The sequence below is a fragment of the Anaeromicropila populeti genome (assembly GCF_900112775.1).
GTDB classification, from domain to species: Bacteria; Bacillota; Clostridia; order Lachnospirales; family Lachnospiraceae; genus Anaeromicropila_A; species Anaeromicropila_A populeti.
In genome coordinates this window covers 1-4,780 of the sequence record NZ_FOYZ01000013.1, presented here as the reverse complement: position 1 = coordinate 4,780, position 4,780 = coordinate 1, and the positions used below count along the sequence as shown (strand labels likewise).

Sequence of the window (4,780 nt, the reverse complement as noted above, 5' to 3'; positions counted from 1 at the left end):
TACTTAACCTCTCTTTCAAGTTTTATAATACTTGCAATATAGAATTTCTTAAAATATTAAGACCTTCATTTAATGTACTTAATTCAATTGTTAATGGTGGAAGTATCTTTACGACTGTATCCATTCTTCCAGCACGTTCAATAATTAATCCGTTTTCAAAACAATTGCTAACAATTTTTTTGGTTATTTCTAAATTATCAAACTCCATAAAATCTATACCCCATATCATGCCATAGCCCCTGATATGAATTTTTTTATCTAATTGTTCTATTTCATTATGTAAAAATTCTTCTATCACTTTTGCCTTCTGTCTGGTTTTTTCTCCCAAACAATATAAATCTCTGTACTCAATTGCTGCCTTTGCACCAACAAAAGCCAATTGATTTCCTCGAAAAGTTCCGTTATGTTCGCCTGGTTTCCATATATCCAGCTCAGGCTTTAAAAGTAACAGAGACATTGGCAGTCCATATCCACTTATTGACTTAGAGAGAGTAACCATGTCTGGCTTAATTCCTGCTCTTTCAAAAGAAAAGAAATCTCCTGTTCTTCCACAACCAACCTGAATATCGTCACAAATCAATAAAATATCATGCTTTTCACATAATGCAGCCAGCCTTCTTAACCATTCTTCTGGTGCAACAACGATTCCTGCTTCTGCTTGTATTGTTTCCAGAATAATGGCAGCAGGTCTTTCGATTCCAGAATTACTGTCTAATAGAACATTGTCTATATATTCAATGCTATCGATATTTTCCATGTATCCATATGGATAGGGCATAAAGGTTACATTTGGTAATGTCTGTCCAGCTCCTTCTCGGCATTCTTTATTTCCAGTAGCCGCCAGACTCCCAAGGGACATACCATGGAAGCCTCCCATAAATGCAAAAATACCTGTTCTTCCCTTTACCTTTCTAGCAAGCTTAAGTGCAGCCTCGACAGCATTTGTACCTGTAGATCCACAAAATTGAAATTTATAATTTAAATCTCTTGGCTTCAAGATCATTTCAACAAAACTATCTATAAATTCCTTTTTAGCTACTGTATACATGTCCAATCCATGTATAATTCCATCTGATGTAATGTAATCAATAATTCTGCTCTTTATAAATTCATTATTATGCCCATAATTCAAAGCTCCTGCTCCTGCGAAAAAATCAATATAGTTTGTTCCATCTTCCGCATAAATTGTTGAATTTTTAGCATATTTTAAAGTATTATTAAAAACTCGACAATACGATCTTACATTTGATTCATACTCTTCAAATATATTAACCATGATTTTACACCTTCTTATATTATTAAGATTTCTTCATTCGCAAAACAGCAGCATCTATACATCAGCTGCTCTATATTTATTCTTAATAATTTCTTCCGCTTCACTCATAATTTTCATTGCAATTTCATCAACATGTCTATTCCTCCAGTCTTCCCATTCACTCCCCTTAACCCATTCGTTAAAGCTTCCCATTGCTGGTGTTGAATATATTAGAAAACTTGTCTGACTTTCAGAATTACCTTTTATTGCTTCCATAACTGCATAATCAAAATACCATTTAAACACAGAAATCATTGTATTTCTATCTTTTAGCAATTCTTCTGCATTTCCCTGCGTTTTGTATATCTCACTACATATTTCCAAAAATGACTTGTTGAAATATTTCCGTTCTAATTGGTTCTTTGTGTCTTCATCTATTTCACTTAAATTATCAAATTGACTGTATAATTCATAAAGCTTATTTGCTCGATACGGAAAGAAAGTTCCCTTTTTTACAACAGAACACTTTCCACCCCATTCAAACAATATTTTAGAAGGCACATAGGTTGTATCAAATAGATTAATTTCACTTAAAATATTTTTAACTTTTTCACTTGTTCCAGCTTCTACTGTACATTGATTAATAGAACCAGTTGTAATATACTCTGCCCCTAACTCAAATGCATTAGCAGCCATTACAGGGGTTCCTATTCCGCCAGCTAACCCGATATAAATTTGATTTGTTATCTTATATTTTTCACGAACCAAATCTCTTCGCTTTTTCATTGATTCAATAAGCAATTGTCCCATTCCAATATCCATATCTTTTCCAGATTCAATGCATAAGCAGCTGCATACAGAAATATTCCTTCCTAATTCTGCTTCTTCTTTTGTAATTCTATTTTCTTCTAATAATTTTTGAATCAGCTTTTCTGGAGGAGGACTCATAAAAAGTTCAGCAACTTCTATTCTAGATACTTTGACAAATATATGATGCTTTGTATGTATAGCATTATCACTAGTTTTGGATAATCCTTTTAACCGATATTCAACTACATTTGGGGTTATATTTAGATAAGATGAAATTTCAATTAATTTTAAATCGTATTTGTATAACAATTCAAAATAATCTCGCATCTTTTCTGGTTCTGACATATTATAGACAAGATTCATTCCCACAGTTTGAAAGGAAGATAACTTCATTTTAATTTTAGATAATTCTCGTTCTACTTTCTCGATATCTCTTCCGTATGTCCCCAAAAATCCTATGATTTTGCTTTCTCCTAATTTCGTAACTAATTGCTCTGATGATATTCCATTACCCATTCCACCAACAACATAGTTACAATATGTAAAAAATTCTTTTCTAAAGGCTTCTATGCCCAGATTACTCTTAAAGTTATGTACAATTAATGGTTCTGAATTTTTCTGAATCGCTTCAATTAATCTTTTTATCACAAACCCTGGACCTATCTGCTTAAATTCCATATTACCTTTACCCATTAAATATCGAATACTCTCTGTCCATTTAACAGGTTTAACCAATTGTTCCAGCAGTAGTTCTTGTATATTACCTGGCTCATATTCTCTTGCAGTATAATTACTTATTATGGGTATTTTAGGTTCTCTAAATTCCATATTTTGAATATAATCTGCAAATTGACTTTGTATGGCCTTCATGTGCCTCGAGTGAAATGCTCCACTTACTTTTAATATACTGTATTTTGCGCCCGCCGCCTCCATCTTTTCTTTCAAATTATTAATTTCTATTATCGGGCCAGCTATTACAATCTGCGACGGTGTATTGTAATTAGCAATTGATACCCTGTCACTTACCCCTTCTTGCTCCAACATCTGCTCTATTTTATCTTCAGGAAAATTTAAAACAGCCGCCATCGCTCCCCCTTGGACCTTTGACATTAGCTGGCCTCTTAATTTTACCAGCTTCAAACCCGTTTCAAAATCAAAAACTCCTGCTGCAAACAATGCATTATATTCACCAAGACTATGCCCAAGTACATAATCTGGTTCATTATTTCCAGCTCTAATCTCCTTCAAATAAGTTAAGGCATTCACTACAAATAATGCTGGCTGAGTAAATTGCGTATTCCCAAGAACATTTAGCTGATCCTCAAGACAGAGACTTCTAATTGAGTAACCTAAAATAGCATCCGCCTTTTCAACTATATCTGGGAATAAATCAAATAATTCTTCACCCATACCAACAAACTGTGAGCCTTGCCCAGGAAATGCATATGTAATCATGTTTTCTCACCTCTTCAGTAAAAGTTTCTTGATAAATCTAGTTATTTCAAATATATAAAGTTATTATACACTTGTCCTTATTTTATTGTCAATTTTATTTTACAACATTATTGTCGAAAATAGCAAAACCAGGCAGATATGATAGCCACATCATACTGCCTGGTTCTTATCTATCAAAAGTAGGGAAACTTACCAGTTCAAATCTGACTGAATTTGTTTAACAAGCTGATTTGCCATAAGCTGATGAGTTTTTAAGCTTGGATGCCAGTCTTCCCCCAAACCGTTTGACATATCCTGAGTTGGAAACTCAATATAGTGGATTTTGGAATCGCCAGATGCTTTTCTTTCTGTAACCGTTCCATTAATGTAACTTCTTGCACTACTTAAAGTATCTCCATATAACATAGGTCCTATTGCACAATAAATATCTGCATTAGGATATTGGCTTCGAATACTATCTACCAAATCCCCATAAGCAGTCATAAAAGTTGTTTTGTCTGGTACCCCTGTACTAAAATCATTTGTACCAAGGTTAATCACCACTATCTGTGGCGTCCACTGATTAGAATCCCATATAAGGCTTGAATTATAAGGCAATACCCTCTGATATATTTCAGGCATTGTATCTGTAGTATCTCCTCCATAATTTTGTGCTACACCTTTACCTGACCAGCTGATTGTCATCTGATCTGCTCCTAAAAGTCTGGAAGCTACTGCACCATAAGCTAAATAAGCATTTTCATTTTTAGTCGTAAAGGATTCATTTTGGCTGGCTCCTTCATTTCCATATCCACAAGTAATGGAATCACCTATGAATAGGATACGTCTGGAAGAAGCAGCTGGTGGAGCCAATAATTCTCCATCTGTAATGGTAAATCCTAAAAATTGAACCGCTCCTATTGAAGCTTCTGTTCTTTTTACTAATTCAATGGTATGTACACCATTTTCTAAACCAGATGCTAAGGTAATTGGAGTTGTAGTTGTTTTAGATACATTAATTGGTGTCATCACAGTACCATCAATAATTACATTAAACCAATTATCACCCTCAGATAATAAATTCACGCTAATTCCAGTCCCCTGAAAATTCGCTTTTATAGTGGAATTACTCCATGCAAACTTTGGTCCAGCCGCATCACTTGTATCAAATCTTCCAACAAGTAAAATACCTGGCTCTGTCTGTGTTGGTTCTGGCGTTGGAGTTGGGGTTACTACTGGAGTTGGGGTTACCACTGGAGTTGGCGTTACTACTGGGGTTGG

General features: G+C 34.4%; 3 protein-coding genes. All 3 read right to left on the bottom strand.

The window, feature by feature from the left end:
* Positions 1-22 precede the first annotated feature (22 nt).
* Positions 23-1,276: a diaminobutyrate--2-oxoglutarate transaminase gene (gene ectB, locus BM305_RS15000; RefSeq protein WP_092562539.1), complete on the bottom strand. Its 1,254-nt coding sequence runs from the start codon at positions 1,274-1,276 to the stop codon at positions 23-25.
* A gap of 54 nt (positions 1,277-1,330) precedes the next feature.
* A complete protein-coding gene (fabD, locus tag BM305_RS14995) occupies positions 1,331-3,520 on the bottom strand; it encodes an ACP S-malonyltransferase (RefSeq protein WP_092562536.1) in 2,190 nt (729 codons plus the stop codon).
* Positions 3,521-3,709: 189 nt separating this feature from the next.
* Positions 3,710-4,780: SGNH/GDSL hydrolase family protein (locus tag BM305_RS14990; protein ID WP_143099192.1), on the bottom strand; the 1,071-nt coding region annotated here is incomplete at its 5' end.

Coding starts and splice junctions, on each gene's coding strand:
- fabD (WP_092562536.1), bottom strand. CDS start 3,520: ATGATTACATATGCATTTCCTGGGCAAGGCTCACAGTTTGTTGGTATG.
- ectB (WP_092562539.1), bottom strand. CDS start 1,276: ATGGTTAATATATTTGAAGAGTATGAATCAAATGTAAGATCGTATTGT.